Annotated in this window: 14 protein-coding genes; 7 read left to right on the top strand and 7 right to left on the bottom strand. The window is 71.2% G+C overall.

The window, feature by feature from the left end; translation table 11 throughout:
• Positions 1–109: 109 nt before the first annotated feature.
• The 3 genes from AQJ54_RS17490 to AQJ54_RS17480 are packed head-to-tail and all read left to right on the top strand — an operon-like array spanning position 110 to position 3,197.
• Positions 110–1,429, top strand: coding sequence for an ABC transporter substrate-binding protein (locus AQJ54_RS17490; protein ID WP_062238346.1), 1,320 nt, complete (start codon positions 110–112; stop codon positions 1,427–1,429).
• Positions 1,429–2,370, top strand: coding sequence for a carbohydrate ABC transporter permease (locus AQJ54_RS17485; protein WP_062238344.1), 942 nt, complete (start codon positions 1,429–1,431; stop codon positions 2,368–2,370). Before AQJ54_RS17490 ends, AQJ54_RS17485 begins: the two co-directional genes overlap by 1 nt.
• Positions 2,367–3,197 carry a carbohydrate ABC transporter permease gene (locus AQJ54_RS17480; protein ID WP_062238342.1) on the top strand — a complete coding sequence of 277 codons (831 nt, stop codon included), beginning with the start codon at positions 2,367–2,369 and terminating at the stop codon, positions 3,195–3,197. Before AQJ54_RS17485 ends, AQJ54_RS17480 begins: the two co-directional genes overlap by 4 nt.
• Before the next feature lie 109 nt (positions 3,198–3,306).
• Here AQJ54_RS17480 and AQJ54_RS17475 read toward each other — a convergent pair whose 3' ends face one another.
• The 3 genes from AQJ54_RS17475 to AQJ54_RS17465 form a co-directional block, all read right to left on the bottom strand.
• Positions 3,307–4,587, bottom strand: coding sequence for a ribonuclease D (locus tag AQJ54_RS17475; protein ID WP_078851842.1), 1,281 nt, complete (start codon positions 4,585–4,587; stop codon positions 3,307–3,309).
• 156 nt (positions 4,588–4,743) lie between these two features.
• Positions 4,744–5,406, bottom strand: a complete 663-nt coding sequence (locus tag AQJ54_RS17470; protein WP_007385400.1) for a response regulator transcription factor — start codon at positions 5,404–5,406, stop codon at positions 4,744–4,746.
• 235 nt (positions 5,407–5,641) lie between these two features.
• On the bottom strand, positions 5,642–6,268 hold the full coding sequence (locus AQJ54_RS17465; protein WP_062022041.1) for a DUF3000 domain-containing protein: 627 nt from the start codon (positions 6,266–6,268) through the stop codon (positions 5,642–5,644).
• Positions 6,269–6,426: 158 nt separating this feature from the next.
• On the opposite strand from AQJ54_RS17465, the gene hemE reads away from it, so the two are divergent.
• Positions 6,427–7,482, top strand: a complete 1,056-nt coding sequence (gene hemE / locus AQJ54_RS17460) for a uroporphyrinogen decarboxylase (protein WP_062022038.1) — start codon at positions 6,427–6,429, stop codon at positions 7,480–7,482.
• A 6-nt stretch (positions 7,483–7,488) separates the two neighbouring features.
• Here hemE and AQJ54_RS17455 read toward each other — a convergent pair whose 3' ends face one another.
• Positions 7,489–8,316 carry a rhomboid family intramembrane serine protease gene (locus tag AQJ54_RS17455; RefSeq protein ID WP_062238340.1) on the bottom strand — a complete coding sequence of 276 codons (828 nt, stop codon included), beginning with the start codon at positions 8,314–8,316 and terminating at the stop codon, positions 7,489–7,491.
• A 135-nt stretch (positions 8,317–8,451) separates the two neighbouring features.
• Between AQJ54_RS17455 and AQJ54_RS17450 the strand changes: the two genes are divergently transcribed.
• Positions 8,452–8,778 (top strand): hypothetical protein, encoded by a 327-nt coding sequence (locus AQJ54_RS17450; protein WP_028808988.1) that lies wholly within the window; start codon positions 8,452–8,454, stop codon positions 8,776–8,778.
• Positions 8,779–8,812: 34 nt separating this feature from the next.
• On the opposite strand, the gene AQJ54_RS17445 is transcribed toward AQJ54_RS17450, so the two are convergent.
• Positions 8,813–10,207 (bottom strand): FAD-dependent oxidoreductase, encoded by a 1,395-nt coding sequence (locus AQJ54_RS17445; RefSeq protein WP_062238338.1) that lies wholly within the window; start codon positions 10,205–10,207, stop codon positions 8,813–8,815.
• 53 nt (positions 10,208–10,260) lie between these two features.
• Positions 10,261–11,262: a DUF4349 domain-containing protein gene (locus AQJ54_RS17440; RefSeq protein WP_062238336.1), complete on the bottom strand. Its 1,002-nt coding sequence runs from the start codon at positions 11,260–11,262 to the stop codon at positions 10,261–10,263.
• 157 nt (positions 11,263–11,419) lie between these two features.
• On the opposite strand from AQJ54_RS17440, the gene hemG reads away from it, so the two are divergent.
• Both hemG and hemQ read left to right on the top strand, forming a co-directional pair.
• Entirely contained in the window at positions 11,420–12,859 is a 1,440-nt protein-coding gene (gene hemG / locus AQJ54_RS17435) for a protoporphyrinogen oxidase (protein ID WP_062238334.1), read from the top strand.
• A gap of 5 nt (positions 12,860–12,864) precedes the next feature.
• A complete protein-coding gene (gene hemQ / locus AQJ54_RS17430) occupies positions 12,865–13,596 on the top strand; it encodes a hydrogen peroxide-dependent heme synthase (protein ID WP_020133767.1) in 732 nt (243 codons plus the stop codon).
• Here hemQ and AQJ54_RS17425 read toward each other — a convergent pair whose 3' ends face one another.
• Positions 13,597–15,279 carry an alpha/beta hydrolase gene (locus tag AQJ54_RS17425; RefSeq protein WP_062238333.1) on the bottom strand — a complete coding sequence of 561 codons (1,683 nt, stop codon included), beginning with the start codon at positions 15,277–15,279 and terminating at the stop codon, positions 13,597–13,599.
• Positions 15,280–15,381: the final 102 nt, after the last annotated feature.

Below are 15,381 nucleotides of genomic sequence, written 5' to 3'. Positions count from 1 at the left end.
CTGCCATCGTTGGCGAGATAGCGACTTTACCGGTTAAGAAAACGTTGTCAGAGTTCCGAACCAGCCAACCCGCTCGTGCTCGTCCGTCCCGTGAACGGAGCTGATGCACATGAACCGCCGTACAGCCGTCTCCCTGGCCGTGGCCGCCAGTGCCGCCCTGCTGCTCCCGGGCTGCACCGGAACCGGAGGATCCGCGAAGGGCGCCGACGCCAAGGCCCCTGACGACCCGTCGAAGGTCACCGGCACCATCAAGGTCCTCACCGTCCGCACCGACCTCGTGCAGGACGGCACCCTGAAGAAGTACGCCGCCGAGTTCAACAAGACCTATCCGAAGGTCAAGGTCGAGTTCGAGGGCCTCACCAACTACGAGGCCGAGGTCAAGATCCGGATGAACACCGAGAACTACGGTGACGTCCTGCTGATCCCCGCGGTCATCAAGAAGGCCGACTACCCGAGGTTCTTCGCCTCGCTGGGCACGCAGACCGAGCGCGCGAAGAAGTACCGCTTCACCGACTACACCACGGTCGACGGCAAGGTCTACGGGCAGAGCCCGGTCGGCGTGGCCCCCGGGTTCGTCTACAACAAGCGGATCTGGAAGCAGGCCGGGGTCACCGAATGGCCCACCACCCCGGCCGAGTTCATCGCCGACCTCAAGGCCATCAAGGCGAAGACCGACGCGATCCCGTACTACACCAACTTCGCGGCGGGCTGGACGCTCACCTCCTGGACGTACGTCGACGGCGCCGTCAGCTGCGACCCGCAGGCCACCACCGAGCTTGCCGAGGGCGACCCGTGGGCCAAGGGCGCCGACCTGCGCGTCGGCGACACCCTGCTCCACGACATCGTGAAACAGGGCCTGGTCGAGAAGGACCCCACGACCAGCAACTGGGAGGAGTCCAAGCCCCGTACCGCCAAGGGCGAGATCGCCACCCAGTGGCTCGGCACCTGGGCGATCGTCCAGTTCCGGGACGCGGCGAAGAAGGCCGGGGCCGACCCCGACGACATCGGCTTCATGCCCTTCCCGGCGCAGACCGGCGGCAGGTTCTGCGCGACCGTCTCGCCGGACTACAACCAGGCCGTCAACGTCCACTCCCAGCACAAGGAGGCCGCCCGCGCCTGGATCGACTGGTTCACCGACAAGTCCGGCTACGTCGAGGACAACCTGTCCATCTCCCCGCTCAAGGACGCCCCGATGCCCTCGGTCCTCAAGCCGTACGAGGACCAGGGCGTGCAGCTCATCGAGGTGGACGACGCGCAGGGCGCCCGGGTGAAGCAGCTCGACAGCGACTCGGAGGTCGGCATCTACGCCCCCGAGTACCGCCAGAACCTCGTCGACCTCGCCCGCGGCGCACGCAAGGGCACCCTCGACGGCTTCCTCGGCGACCTCAGCAAGCGCTGGACGGACGCCCAGAAGAACCTGGGGTCCTGATGACGGACACCACCGAGAAGGCGGTCGTGGAGGTGAGCACGGCCGCCCCCGTCCCGGCGCCCGCCTCGCGTCGCACCCGGGCGTGGCGGGGCCTCACCCCCTGGCTGTTCCTGATCGCCCCGCTCGCCCTGCTGATCACGTTCACCTACGCGCCGATCGTCAACATGCTGGCCTACAGCTTCACCGACTGGGACGGCGTCAGCCCCGTCCTGCACTACACGGGGGCGGCCAACTACGAGGAGGTCCTCACCCGCCCGGACCTCTTCGAGGTCTTCTGGGTGAGCGGCTACTACCTCGCCGCCTCCGCGGTCCAGATCGTGCTGGCGCTCTACTTCGCGACCGTGCTGAGCTTCGACGTCCGCTTCCGGAACTTCTTCAAGGGCGTGCTCTTCTTCCCGTACCTGATCAACGGGGTCGCCATCGGCTTCGTGTTCCTCTACTTCTTCCAGGACGGCGGCACCCTCGACTCGGTGCTGGGCCTGTTCGGGGCGCACACCGACCACGCCTGGCTCGGCACCCCGGTCTCCGCGAACACCTCGCTGGCCGGCGTCTCGGTCTGGCGCTACCTGGGCCTGAACTTCGTGCTCTTCCTGGGCGCGATCCAGTCGATCCCGGGCGAGCTGTACGAGGCCGCCGAACTGGACGGCGCGAACCGCTGGCACCAGTTCCGCCACATCATCGCGCCGGGCATCAAGCCGGTCCTGACCCTGACGGTGATCCTGTCGATCTCCGGCTCACTGTCGGTCTTCGAGATCCCGTACATCATGACCGGCGGCGCGACCGGCACCGAGACCTTCGTCATCCAGACGGTCAACCTGGCCTTCCGCTTCAACAAGACGGGCCTGGCCTCGGCGGCCGCCGTGGTCCTGCTGCTGATCATCCTGCTGGTGACCTGGGTGCAGCGGCGCCTGGTCCCCGACGACAAGGTGGACCTCGTATGACACGCCGTGGGATCGCCCGCACCCTGGTCCACCTGTCGCTGATCGCTGCGACCCTGGTCGTGCTGCTCCCGCTCGTCGTCGTCCTGCTGACCTCCCTCAAGTCGGAGAAGGAGATGGCGAACACGAGCGGTGCGCTGGAACTCCCGCACGACCTGCTGAACTTCCACAACTACGTGGCGGCGTTCCGGGACGGGGAGATGCTCTCCGCCTTCACCAACACCACGATCATCCTGCTGGTCTCGGTCACCGGCACGGTCCTGATCGGCTCGATGACGGCCTACGCCATCGACCGCTTCACCTTCCGGTTCAAGAAGCTGGTGGTGGCGCTCTTCCTGACGGCCGCCCTGGTGCCCGGCGTGACGACCCAGGTGGCCACGTTCCAGATCGTCAACAGCTTCGGCATGTTCGACTCGCTGTGGGCCCCGATCGCCCTCTACATGGGCACCGACATCGTCTCGATCTACATCTTCCTTCAGTTCGTCCGCTCGATCCCGATCTCCCTGGACGAATCGGCCCGCCTGGACGGCGCCAACGCCTTCACGATCTACCGCAAGATCATCTTCCCGCTGCTGAAGCCCGCGATCGCGACCGTGGTGATCGTGAAGGGCATCACCGTCTACAACGACTTCTACATCCCCTTCCTCTACATGCCCTCGGAAGATCTTGGCGTGATCTCGACGTCGTTGTTCCGCTTCAAGGGCCCCTACGCGGCCCACTGGGAGGTCATCTCGGCCGGCACGGTCCTGGTCATCCTGCCGACGCTGATCGTCTTCCTGAGCTTGCAGAGGTTCATCTACAACGGCTTCATGCGAGGAGCGACCAGGTAGAGCGCCCCTTCAGGGGCGCGGGGCTGTATCGATGTGCGGCTCCGCCGCGTGGGCGCGAGCAACCACAACGCACCCGCAGCCGCCGTACATCGAGGAACCCCTACGGCGGCTACGCGGACAACGCAGCCACCAACACAGGAGTCACCTGCTCGACCTGCCAGGCCCGCGCCCCGAGCCCCGCCAACGCCGCCCCCACGGACTCGGCGCTCACGACACTCGGCGGCTCCCAGCAAACCCTCCGCACGGTATCCGGAGTGATCAGGTTCTCCTGAGGCATGTTCAGCGACTCGGCCAGCGCCGACACAGCCGCTCGGGCCGCAGACAACCGAGCCGCAGCGGCAGGATCCTTGTCGGCCCAAGCGCGCGGCGGCGGAGGCCCCGTGACCGGCTGCCCCGGCTGCGGCAACTGCACCTCGGCAAGCCCCCTGGCCCGGTCCACCGCGGCCTGCCACTGCTCCAGCTGCCGCCGCCCCATCCGATGCCCGAACCCGTTCAGCGCGGCGAGCGCGTGCACGTTCACCGGAAGCGCGAGCGCGGCTTCGACGATCGCCGCGTCGGACAGCACCTTGCCCGGCGACACGTCCCGCCGCTGGGCGATCCGGTCCCGCGCCTCCCACAGCTCCTTGACGACGGCCAGCTGCCGACGCCGCCGTACCTTGTGCATCCCGGAGGTCCGGCGCCACGGGTCCTTGCGCGGCTCGGCCGGCGGAGCGGAGGCGATCGCGTCGAACTCCTGGAGCGCCCACTCCAGCTTGCCCTGCCGGTCGAGCTCCTTCTCCAGGGCGTCCCGCAGGTCGACGAGGAGCTCCACGTCGAGGGCGGCGTAGCGCAGCCACGGCTCGGGGAGCGGGCGGGTCGACCAGTCGACGGCGGAGTGGCCCTTCTCCAGGACGAAGCCCAGCACGCCCTCGACCATCGCGCCGAGCCCCACCCGGGGGAACCCGGCGATCCGCCCGGCCAGCTCGGTGTCGAAGAGCCGGGAGGGGATCATGCCTATCTCGCGGAGGCAGGGAAGGTCCTGGGTGGCGGCGTGCAGCACCCACTCGACACCGGAGAGCGCCTCGCCGAGCCCGGACAGGTCGGGACAGGCCACGGGGTCGATCAGCGCGGTGCCCGCGCCGGCGCGGCGCAGCTGGACGAGGTAGGCGCGCTGTCCGTAGCGGTAGCCGGACGCCCGTTCGGCGTCGACGGCGACGGGCCCGGTGCCCGCGGCGAACGCGGCGATCACCTCGGCGAGCGCGGCCTCGTCGGCGATCACGGGCGGAATGCCCTCACGCGGCTCCAGCAAAGGGATCGGCGCCTCCGCGCCAGAGGATCCACCATCGTCCGGAGGGCCGCCTCCGGTGGTTCGCAGTGAAACGTCTGCTGCGGTCTCTTGGGCGTCGGTCACATGTCAAGGGTATCCGTGTATGGACAGCGCCTGCCGACGGAACGTTCCGTCGGCAGGCGCCTGAGGGTCGTAAACCAGTCAGCCCGGTGAAAGCTCTGGTTCACGTCCGTGAACAGCGAGGCTCGTCAGCCCCGGGGACGAGGCCTGGGGAGAGCCTCAGTGGATGATGCCGGTGCGCAGGGCCACCGCCACCATGCCGGCCCGGTCGCCCGTGCCGAGCTTGCGGGCGATGCGGGCGAGGTGGCTCTTGACGGTCAGTGCGGACAGGCCCATCGAGACGCCGATGGCCTTGTTCGACTGGCCCTCGGCCACCAGCCGCAGCACCTCGACCTCACGGCCGGAGAGCTCGCGGTAGCCGCCCGGGTGGCTCGGGGCACCCGGGGGGCGGCGGTGCATACGGGCGGCGGCGGCGCCGATGGGGGCGGCGCCCGGTCGGGTGGGGAGCCCGAGGTTGGTGCGGGTGCCGGTGACGACGTAGCCCTTGACGCCGCCCGCGAGGGCGTTGCGTACGGCGCCGATGTCGTCGGCCGCGGAGAGGGCGAGGCCGTTGGGCCAGCCCGCGGCGCGGGTCTCGGACAGCAGCGTCAGGCCGGAGCCGTCGGGAAGATGGACGTCGGCGACGCAGATGTCTCTGGGGCTGCCGATGCGGGGACGGGCCTCCGCCACCGACGAGGCCTCGATGACATCGCGCACACCGAGCGCCCAGAGGTGACGGGTGACGGTGGAGCGGACACGCGGGTCGGCCACGACCACCATGGCGGTGGGCTTGTTGGGGCGGTAGGCGACCAGGCTTGCGGGCTGCTCGAGGAGAACGGACACCGGGCCTCCTGGGGTGCGGGACGGCTTGGAAGGTCACAGACGTCTTCGGCACCGGACCCGGCGTCCTTTAGAGAATGATCACGATCTAGTGAGTAACAATTAGCGCAATTCGGACGTGCGATCGATCGTTCGGTGAGCACATCGGGTCGTTCGATGACTCACTCCTGACTGAAAGTGGCCGTATCGACAAATTGATGCGCCATGTGGGTGGACGGTTCCGCTGGTCGGCAGGGGGTCAGCGGGCCTGGGGGTCCCGGCGCTGTGGCAACGTCACCACCGACGCGTCACCCGGGCCGGCCGGCGGCAGACCGGCGACCTGGGCCAGCAGATCGCACCAGGACGCCAGATGCGCAGCCGCGTCCGGCACCCCGCCCAGCCCCTCACGGGGCGTCCAGGACGCGCGGATCTCGATCTGCGAGGCCGCCGGGCGCTCCGACAGCCCGCCGAAGTAGTGCGAGCTCGCGCGCGTGACGGTGCCGCTCGGTTCGCCGTACGACAGCCCGCGCGCCCCGAGCGCCCCGGTCAGCCACGACCAGCAGACCTCGGGCAGCAGCGGGTCGGCGGCCATCTCCGGCTCCAGCTCCGCGCGCACCAGCGTCACCAGCCGGAAGGTGCCCCGCCAGGCGTCGTGCCCGTCCGGGTCGTGCAGCAGCACCAGACGACCGTCGGCGAGGTCCTGGTCGCCGTCGACCACGGTGGCCTCCACCGCGTACGCGTGCGGCGCGAGCCGCTGCGGAGCCCGGGTCGCCTCCATCTCGATCTGCGGCCTCAGCCGACTGCCGCGCAGGGCCTGGACCGCGGCCTGGAAGGCCGGCGGAGCCGCACCGCTGACCACCCGGTCCCCTTCCTTCGCCTCGTCCATCCCACCAGCGCCGTCCGACATTCGTCCCTGAGCCGCAGCCATGCGGGAAGGTTAAGGGGAAGGGCGGTGTGGTGCCGCCCTAGACACCCGGTCTCGGCGTCATGCACACACGGACACCGCGCACTCGGCACCCGGCGCACCGTGCGAGACTTTCCGTCGTGAGTGCACTCGAGACGCCGCCCCCCGCCACGTACGACTCCGCCTTCCTCAAGGCATGCCGGCGCGAACCCGTGCCGCACACCCCCGTCTGGTTCATGCGGCAGGCCGGGCGCTCGCTGCCGGAGTACCGCAAGGTCCGCGAGGGCATCCCGATGCTCGAGTCCTGCGCCCGGCCCGAGCTGGTCACCGAGATCACCCTCCAGCCGGTGCGCCGGCACAACGTGGACGCGGCGATCTACTACAGCGACATCGTCGTCCCGCTCAAGGCCATCGGCATCGACCTCGACATCAAGCCCGGCGTCGGACCGGTCGTCGAGCACCCGATCCGCACCCGCGCCGACCTGGCCCAGCTGCGCGACCTCACCCCCGAGGACGTCCCCTACGTCACCGAGGCCATCGGCCTGCTGACCCGCGAGCTCGGCTCCACCCCGCTGATCGGTTTCGCCGGCGCGCCTTTCACCCTCGCGAGCTACCTCGTGGAGGGCGGCCCGTCCCGCACCTACGAGAACGCCAAGTCGATGATGTACGGCGACCCCGAGCTCTGGGCCGACCTGCTCGACCGCCTCGCCGAGATCACCGCCGCCTTCCTGAAGGTCCAGATCGAGGCCGGCGCCTCCGCCGTCCAGCTCTTCGACTCCTGGGCCGGCGCCCTCGCCCCCGCCGACTACCGCCGCTCGGTGCTGCCCGCCTCCGCGAAGGTCTTCCAGGCGGTCGAGGGCTACGGCGTCCCCCGCATCCACTTCGGCGTCGGCACCGGCGAACTCCTCCAGCTCCTCGGCGAGGCCGGCGCGGACGTCGTCGGCGTCGACTGGCGGGTCCCGCTCGACGAGGCCGCCCGCCGCGTCGGCCCCGGCAAGGCGCTCCAGGGCAACCTCGACCCGACGGTCCTGTTCGCCTCCACGGCGGCCGTCGAGGCCAAGACCCGCGAGGTCCTGGACTCGGCCAGGGACCTGGAGGGCCACGTCTTCAACCTCGGCCACGGCGTGATGCCGTCCACCGACCCGGACGCGCTCACCCGCCTCGTCGAGTACGTCCACACGCAGACGGCCCGATAGGCGGCCTCACCACGTGTGCCGGGGCCGCGCCTTCCTGCCGAACAGCAGGCCGCGCGGTTCCGGCGGCGGGGGAGTGCCGGCCTTCAGCGGCCAGGCGAACAGCATCCCGGCGAGGAAACCCACCACGTGGGCCGCGTACGCGACCGTGCCCGCGGTGGAGACGCCCTCGCCCGACGAGTAGAACGCCTGGAGCACGAACCAGAACCCCAGCACCAGCCAGGCCGGCAGTCTCAGCGGCAGGAAGACCAGGAAGGGCACCAGGACCCACACCCTGGCCTTCGGATACAGCACCAGATAGGCGCCCAGAACCCCGGCGATGGCCCCCGAGGCGCCGATCAGCGGGTCGGACGAGTCCGCGTTGAGGACCGCGAAGCCGTAACCGGCCGCATAGCCGCAGACGACGTAGAAGAGCGCGAAGCGCACATGTCCCATGCGGTCCTCGACGTTGTTGCCGAAGATCAGCAGGAACAGCATGTTGCCCAGCAGGTGCAGCCAGCCGCCGTGCAGGAACATCGCGGTCAGCACCGACAGCGCCGGGGACTTGTCGTAGTCCGCCGGGGCCACCACACAGCCCGTCGTGCCCTGGGCGTTGGTGCCGACCTCACCCGTGGGGACGAGCCTCGGCATCTGATGGTGGATCAACTCCTGCGGGACGGCCGCCCAGTGGTCCAGGAACGCCTGGAGATGGCACAGCTGCGCCACGCTGCTGTCGCCCGCCACGGAACCGGCCAGGCCGGGCGTGAAGAGGAACACGAGGACGTTCGCGGCGATGAGCGCATACGTCACCACGGGGGTGCGGCGCACGGGGTTCACGTCATGGACGGGGATGACCACAAGAAAGTACTGCCCCCGATGTGTCCGGCGAATCGGGGCGGGCCGGTGAACACCCGCACGCACGCGTGCGTATGACTCCTCAACCGCCCGTGGCACGGGGAAGGCGGGCCGCGGGGACTACGTGAGGAACAGGCGATGAACGACCGTATTACTCCTCCGATGCACGCGCTTCCCGACGGCGAGGCCGAACTGTCCCTGGTGGTGCGACTGCCGTGGGAGGACGTGGCCAGGCTCGGTCAGGAGGCCGGGCGGCTGGCGTCCCAGATGCAGCGTCCGGTGACGCTCGACGAGGCGGTGAGCAACCGGCTCAGGACCACCCGGCCGGCGGCCCACGCGAAGCCCGCGGGTGAGCAGCCGGCCGCGATGCCCGCCAGTACCAGTGCCTCCGTCTCGGCGCTGCCGCCCCGGCCGCCCGCCGACCAGGCCCGGCAGGCCATCGAGCGGATCAACGGGACGGCTTAGCCCTCGGGCAGCCCCTGGAAGGCCGAGGCAGCCCTCAGGAGGCCCGCACCTTCGCGGCGGCCTTCCTGGCCGCCACCAGCACCGGGTCCCACACCGGGCTGAACGGCGGCGCGTACCCCAGGTCCAGGGCCGTCATCCGCTCCACCGTCATCCCCGCCGTCAGGGCCACCGCGGCGATGTCGACCCGCTTGCCCGCGCCCTCCCTCCCGACGATCTGCACGCCGAGCAGCCGCCCCGTGCGGCGCTCGGCGAGCATCTTCACCGTCATGGGGGAGGCGCCCGGGTAGTACCCGGCCCGGCTCGTGGACTCGATCGTGACCGACTCGAACTGCAGGCCCACCCGACGGGCGTCCTTCTCGCGCAGCCCGGTCCTCGCGATCTCCAGGTCGCAGACCTTGCTGACGGCGGTGCCGACGACCCCGGGGAAGGTGGCGTAGCCGCCGCCCACGTTCATGCCGATGATCTGGCCGTGCTTGTTGGCGTGCGTGCCGAGCGGGATGTGCCGTTCCTGCCCGGAGACCAGGTCGAGGACCTCCACGCAGTCGCCGCCCGCCCAGATGTTCTCGTGGCCGCGCACCCGCATCCCGAGGTCGGTCAGCAGCCCGCCGTGACCGCCCAGCGGCAGCCCGGCCGCCTTCGCGAGGGAGGTCTCGGGGCGTACGCCGACACCGAGGACCACCACGTCCGCCGGGTACTCGGCGTCCTCGGTGACCACGGCCCGCACCCGGCCGTCCTCGCCGGTGAGCACCTTGGTCACCTCGGTGTCGTTGACCATGGTGATGCCGAGGCCCTCCATCGCCCGGTGCACCAGCCGGCCCATGTCCGGGTCGAGCGTGGACATCGGCTCGCGGCCCCGGTTGACGACCGTCACCTCGTAGCCGCGCTTGATGAGGGCTTCCGCCATCTCCACGCCGATGTACCCGGCGCCGACGACCACCGCCCTGCGGCCACGCGTGCGTGCCAGCGTGTCGATGAGCGCCTGGCCGTCGTCGAGGGTCTGCACCCCGTGCACACCCTCCGCGTCCACCCCGGGCATGTCGGGCCGGATCGGCCGGGCACCCGTCGCGATCACGAGCTTGTCGTACGACGTCCAGGACTCGTCCCCGGAATCGAGGTCACGCGCGCGTACCCGCTGCCGGTCCACGTCGATCGCGACGACCTCGGTGCGCAGCCGCAGGTCGATGCCGCGGTCCCGGTGCTCCTGGGGTGTACGGGCGATCAGCCGGTCCCGCTCCTCGACGTCCCCGCCCACCCAGTACGGGATGCCGCACGCCGAGTAGGAGGTGAAGTGGCCCCGCTCGAACGCCACGATCTCCAGCTCGTCGGGGCCCTGCATCCGCCGGGCCTGGGACGCCGCGGACATCCCCGCGGCGTCCCCACCGACCACGACCAGCCGTTCCCTCACGTCCCGCACACGACTCATGTCCATGCGAACACGCTACGAGGGCGGGGCATTTCAGGCTCGGGCGGCCCGCCCCGGCGTCAGTTCTCTCCGCCCCGCTCCCGCGGGCCGTCCGGGTCCGGGGCCGGGCGGGCCGTCGGCAGGGGGCCCAGGGCGGTCGCGGCGCCGGCCGGGGCCGGGCGGCGGGGCAGGCGGGGGCGGATCAGCCGCAGCCAGACGAGCACGACCAGCGCGAGGCCCACCAGGAACGGCAGCACCGCGGCCAGTGCCATCACGATCCAGCGCAGCATGGTCACGAACGCGTCCCAGCCACCCGTCAGCGCGTCGGCGACGCCCGGGTCGTCGTCCTTCTCGGCCTTCACGACCGGCTTCTCGGCCAGCGACAGGGTGATCGTGGCCAGCGTGGTGCGGTCCTTCAGGGACGCCTGGCGGGCGAGCAGCGACTCCAGGTCGGCCTCGCGGGTGCTGAGTTCGCCCTCCAGGGTGACCACGTCACTCAGCTTGGTCGCCTTGTCCATCAGCTCACGGATCCGCGCCACGCTCGCGCGCTGGGTCGCGATCCGGCTGTTCACGTCGACGACCTGGTCGGTGACGTCCTGCGCGTTCGCGGTGCGCTCCAGCAGCTTGCCCGCGCCCTGGAGGTCGGCGAGGACCTCGTCGTACTTCTCGACGGGCACCCGCAGCACCACCTGCGTCTGCTCGTGCCCCTCCTCGTCCCGCGTGGTCGTCTCCTTGCCGACGAACCCGCCCGCGTTCTCGGTGGTGGTCCGGGCCGCGTCCAGGGCCTTCGGCACGTTCTTGACCTGCACGGTCAGCGAGGCGGTGCGGATGATGTGGTTCGCGCCGATCTTGGGCGCGGAGGCGGCCCGCTTGCCGCCCGCGGAGGCCTCGGCGCCGGCCCCGCCGCCGGCGTCGGACTGGGCCTGCGGTGCGTCGGCCCGTTCGGCACTCGCGGTGTCGGCGCCCTTGTCGTCGGCCCCGCTGCACCCGGCCAGCGCCAGAGCGCCCACCAGCAGGACCCCGGCCAGGGCCCGGCCGCGGTGGACGGAGCTTCGTGAACGGCGTGAACGTGGTGCGCGCATGGGCGTCCCCCCGAGGTTCGTGAACAGCTGACGGTCCTTCGACGCCGCAAGGGGTGAGAACGTTGGACTCCACCGGTCCCGATGCGGTCACGGTCAGGACTCGTGAAGGACACCGGGCCGCCGACGGACTGTCAGTGGGGTCTGAGACGCTGGGGCCATGAACGGATCACAGGTGGTCGTCGTCGGAGCGGGCATCGCGGGACTGGCCGCGGCCCACCGGCTGGCCCGGCGCGGCGCGCGCGTCACCGTCCTCGAGGCGTCGAACCGGGTGGGCGGCAAGCTGCTGCCCGGAGAGATCGCGGGCGCCCGCGTGGACCTCGGCGCGGAGTCGATGCTGGCCCGCAGGCCGGAAGCCGTGGCCCTCGCCGAGGAGGTGGGCCTCACCGACCTCCTCCAGCCCCCGGCCACCTCGACCGCCTCCATCTGGACCCGGGGCGCCCTGCGCCCCATGCCCAAGGGCCATGTCATGGGCGTCCCCGGCACCGCCGACGCCCTCGCCGGAGTGCTGTCCGAGGAGGGCCTGGCCCGCATCGGGCAGGACGCCGAACTGCCCCGCACCGAGGTCGGCGACGACGTGGCGGTCGGGGAGTACGTGGCGGCCCGCCTGGGCCGTGAGGTCGTCGACCGTCTCATCGAGCCCCTGCTGGGCGGGGTCTACGCGGGCGACGCGTACCGCATCTCCCTGCGCTCCGCGGTCCCGCAGCTCTTCCAGGTCGCGAAGACCCACACCTCGCTCACCGAGGGCGTCCGCGAGATCCAGGCCAGGATGGCCGCCAACCAGCAGACCGGGCCCGTGTTCATGGGCATCCAGGGCGGCGTGGGCACCCTCCCGTTCGCCGTCGCCGACGCGGTCCGCGCGCGCGGCGGCGAGATCGTCACCGGAGCCCCGGTGACCGAGCTGCGCCGCGAGGCGTCCGGCGGCTGGAAGGTCGTCGCCCAGGACCATGTCCTGCACGCGGACGCGGTGATCGTCGCCGCCCCCGCCCCGGCCGCCGCGGCCCTCCTGCGCGCCGAGGCGCCCGAGGCCGCCGGTGAACTCGGCACCATCGAGTACGCCTCCATGGCCCTGGTCACCCTCGCCTACCGCCGCTCCGACACCGACCTGCCCGCGGGCAGCGGCTTCCTGGTCCCGCCGGTCGACGGACGCACCATCAAGGCGGCCACCTTCGCCTCCCAGAAGTGGGGCTGGATCGCCGACGAGAACCCCGACGTGGTCGTCCTGCGCACCTCCGTCGGCCGCTACGGCGAGACGCGGATCCTGGAGCGCGACGACGCCGACCTGGTGGAGGTCTCCCGCCATGACCTGCGCGAGGCGACCGGCCTCGACGCCACCCCCCTGGAGTCCCGCGTCACCCGCTGGACCGACGGCCTGCCCCAGTACCCGGTCGGGCACCACGCGCGCGTGGCCCGCATCCGGGAGCACCTCGCCAAGCTGCCCTCCCTCGCGGTGTGCGGCGCGCAGTACGACGGCGTCGGCATCCCGGGCTGCATCGCGAGCGCGCACGCCGCCGCGGACCAGATCGAGGGCGACCTGACCGCCGTACGGGAGCTCACCGCCAACCCGGTGCAGAGCCTGCACGGGGGAGCGGGAGAATAGGTCCCATGAGCAACGACGCCCCCACCCCCGAGTCCGGCAGGGTCCCGAACAAGGGCAAGCTGGCCAAGGACCTCAACGAGGTCATCCGTTACACGCTCTGGTCCGTCTTCAAGCTGAAGGACGTGCTCCCCGAGGACCGCACCGGCTACGCCGACGAGGTCCAGGAGCTGTTCGACCAGCTCGCCGCCAAGGACGTCACGATCCGCGGCACCTACGACGTGTCCGGGCTGCGGGCCGACGCCGACGTCATGATCTGGTGGCACGCGGAGACCAGCGACCAGTTGCAGGAGGCGTACAACCTCTTCCGCCGCACCCGGCTGGGCCGCGCCCTGGAGCCGGTGTGGTCGAACATGGCGCTGCACCGCCCCGCCGAGTTCAACCGCTCCCACATCCCGGCGTTCCTGGCCGACGAGAACCCGCGCGACTACGTCAGCGTGTACCCGTTCGTGCGGTCGTACGACTGGTACCTCCTGCCCGACGAGGACCGCCGCCGCATGCTCGCCGACCACGGCAAGATGGCCCGTGGCTACCCCGACGTCCGCGCCAACACCGTCGCGTCGTTCTCGCTCGGCGACTACGAGTGGATCCTGGCGTTCGAGGCCGACGAGCTGTACCGCATCGTCGACCTCATGCGCCATCTGCGTGCCTCGGAGGCCCGGATGCACGTCCGCGAGGAGGTCCCGTTCTACACGGGCCGCCGCAAGGACCTCGGCGACCTCGTGGCGGGCCTCGCCTGATCAGCGAGCGGGTGGGGCGGCGGCCTTCTTTTCGGTAGCCGCCTTCCCTTCGGGCGCCGTCTTCCCTCCCGTAGCCGCCTTCCCGCCGACGGTTTCCGTCGGGGAGGCGGCCCGGGGCTTCGGCTCCGGGTGCGGGGCGCACGCGGCGCGCCGCACCGGGAGGCGGCCCTCCAGCAGATAGGCGTCCAGGTAGCCGTTGACGCAGGGGTTCGGGCCGCCCGCGATGCCGTGCGTGCCCGCGTCCCGCTCGGTCACCAGCACCGACCCCGACAGCCGCCGGTGCAACTCCAGTGCCCCCTCATAGGGCGCGGCGGCATCCCGCTCCGCGGCGAGGATCAGCGTCGCCGGCAGCTCCGCGGGCCCGGTGCGCACGTCCAGCGGCTCCTGCCGGGCCGTCGGCCAGTAGGCGCAGGGGAGATTCATCCAGACGTTGTCCCACGTCTCGAACGGCGCCACCCGGGCCAGCCGGGTGTTGTCCCGGTCCCACACCTTCCAGTCCGTCGGCCAGGACGCGTCGTTGCACTCGACGGCCGTGTAGACGGCGTTGGAGTTCTCCGCCTCCTTCGCCGCCTCCTGGTGCGGGCCCGCCTGCTGGATCAGCGGCTTGGGGTCGCCCTTGAGATACGCCGACAGCGCCTGCGCCCGGTGCGGCCAGAAGTCGTCGTAGTACCCGACCGACAGGAACGCCCCCTGGAGCTGCCCCGGGCCCACCGTGCCCCCGGCCGGTTCCGCGGCCAGTCGCGCGGCCGCCTTCTCGTAGCTCAGCAGCACCTTCTCCGCGGTGTCCCCGAGCCCGTACACGTCGTCGTGCCGGGCGGTCCACTCCCGGAAGTCGGCCCAGCGGTCCTCGAACGCGGCCGACTGGTCCAGGTTGTTGCGGTACCAGACCTGTTCCGGGTCCGGGTTCACCGCCGCGTCGAACACCATCCGCCGCACATGCGAGGGGAAGAGCGTCGCGTACAGCGCGCCGAAGTAGGTCCCGTACGACGCCCCCATGAACGTCAGCCTCGGCTCGCCCAGCGCGGCCCGCAGCACGTCCAGGTCACGGGCGTTGTTGAGCGAGGTGTAGTGCCGCAGCGCCGGGCCGGTCCGCCGGGCGCACCCGCGCGCGTACGCCTTCGCCTGCGCGACCCGCTCCTTCTTGTACGACTCCGAGGGGTGCGTCGGTGCCTGCGTGGGCGCGTGGAAGAACTGCTTCGGGTCCTTGCAGGACAGCGGCGCCGAACGGCCCACTCCGCGCGGGGCGTAGCCGACGAGGTCGTAGGCCGCCGCGAGCCCCTTCCACTCGGGCAGGGCACCGATCAGCGGGAAGTACATGCCGGAGGCGCCGGGACCGCCGGGGTTGTAGACCAGGGCGCCCTGCCGGGGCACCCGGCGCTTGCTGTTGTGCGGGTCCTTGTGGGTGGCGCGGACCCGGCTGACGGTCAGCCTGATCTGCTTGCCGTCGGGGTGCGCGTAGTCGAGCGGGACTGTGACCGTGCCGCACTGGACCCCGTCGGGCAGGTCCTCCACCGCCGGGCAGGCGCCGAAGCGGATCCCGGCCGACTCCGCCCGCGCGGCGGCGACCGTGGTCCCGTACAGCTCCGCGGCGCCCGGGGCGGCCGGTGCGCTCCCGGCCGGGGCGGCGGCGAGCGTGGTCAGCAGCAAGGATCCGGCGGCCGTGTAGAGGGCGGGAGCTCTCATCGGTGTCCCTTCGGTGCGCGGCAGCGACAAAAGGGATGTTTGGTTCGGCTGTGGTGGAAGGCAAGCACCGCCCCGCCGGTGTCGGCCCCAATGCCTCCGTGC

The organism is Streptomyces griseorubiginosus, assembly GCF_001514195.1.
Taxonomy (GTDB): domain Bacteria; phylum Actinomycetota; class Actinomycetes; order Streptomycetales; family Streptomycetaceae; genus Streptomyces; species Streptomyces griseorubiginosus.
Note: the sequence above shows the minus strand (reverse complement) of the source record. Positions and strands in the feature narration are given on the sequence as shown.

Coding starts and splice junctions, on each gene's coding strand:
- AQJ54_RS17445 (WP_062238338.1), bottom strand. CDS start 10,207: ATGGACATGAGTCGTGTGCGGGACGTGAGGGAACGGCTGGTCGTGGTC.
- hemQ (WP_020133767.1), top strand. CDS start 12,865: ATGAGCAACGACGCCCCCACCCCCGAGTCCGGCAGGGTCCCGAACAAG.
- AQJ54_RS17440 (WP_062238336.1), bottom strand. CDS start 11,262: ATGCGCGCACCACGTTCACGCCGTTCACGAAGCTCCGTCCACCGCGGC.
- AQJ54_RS17450 (WP_028808988.1), top strand. CDS start 8,452: ATGAACGACCGTATTACTCCTCCGATGCACGCGCTTCCCGACGGCGAG.
- AQJ54_RS17465 (WP_062022041.1), bottom strand. CDS start 6,268: ATGGACGAGGCGAAGGAAGGGGACCGGGTGGTCAGCGGTGCGGCTCCG.
- hemG (WP_062238334.1), top strand. CDS start 11,420: ATGAACGGATCACAGGTGGTCGTCGTCGGAGCGGGCATCGCGGGACTG.
- AQJ54_RS17480 (WP_062238342.1), top strand. CDS start 2,367: ATGACACGCCGTGGGATCGCCCGCACCCTGGTCCACCTGTCGCTGATC.
- AQJ54_RS17485 (WP_062238344.1), top strand. CDS start 1,429: ATGACGGACACCACCGAGAAGGCGGTCGTGGAGGTGAGCACGGCCGCC.
- AQJ54_RS17490 (WP_062238346.1), top strand. CDS start 110: ATGAACCGCCGTACAGCCGTCTCCCTGGCCGTGGCCGCCAGTGCCGCC.
- AQJ54_RS17425 (WP_062238333.1), bottom strand. CDS start 15,279: ATGAGAGCTCCCGCCCTCTACACGGCCGCCGGATCCTTGCTGCTGACC.